Raw genomic sequence first — 542 nt, forward strand, 5'->3', positions numbered from 1 at the left:
AACCTTCGTAGTAATCCCATGTTCAATAACAAAGGCAAGCGTATCGCTTGCCTTTGTTTTATCTAGCGTTTGGTTATTGAGCGTTTAACCAAGCGGGTGACGCATCAACCATTCTTTTTCTTGCTCGCCATAAATGGCTTTTTCTGTATTCGTAAAGCCACAAGCCGAGAAAAAGTCGAGTGCACCTTGATGGCTATTTGGTACTGTCACGCAAAGCGAGGTGCTCTCTGGGTCGATGGTATATGCGTACACAAACAGTTTTTTCAGCGCCTCTGCACCAATACCTTGGCGTTGAAAGCGGCGATCAATCATCAAATAATTAAGGCCCAACTCATGCCGCATTGCAAAAGGAGCATGCTGAGCAAACCCTTTATCGATGATCAGATAGCCGACGGTTAGGTAGTCCGAATAAATAGTAAAAAATACTTCTGACTTGTTTCGCTTTTGGTAAGCCTGTTCAAACGGCTTGGCAAATCCTATTTGCTCTTCCTGCACGTCCAATTGCATCAAACTCGAAAAATCTTTCAGTTTGGTTGGTTTAA

At 43.4% G+C, this 542-nt stretch carries 1 protein-coding gene; it reads right to left on the reverse strand.

The features are described 5' to 3' along the window. Positions 1 to 84: 84 nt before the first annotated feature. On the reverse strand, positions 85 to 542 hold a 458-nt coding region (locus R8O10_RS27055; RefSeq protein ID WP_318192205.1), incomplete at its 5' end, for a GNAT family N-acetyltransferase.

This window comes from Vibrio sp. 1727 (genome assembly GCF_033344415.1).
Lineage (GTDB): Bacteria > Pseudomonadota > Gammaproteobacteria > Enterobacterales > Vibrionaceae > Vibrio > Vibrio alginolyticus.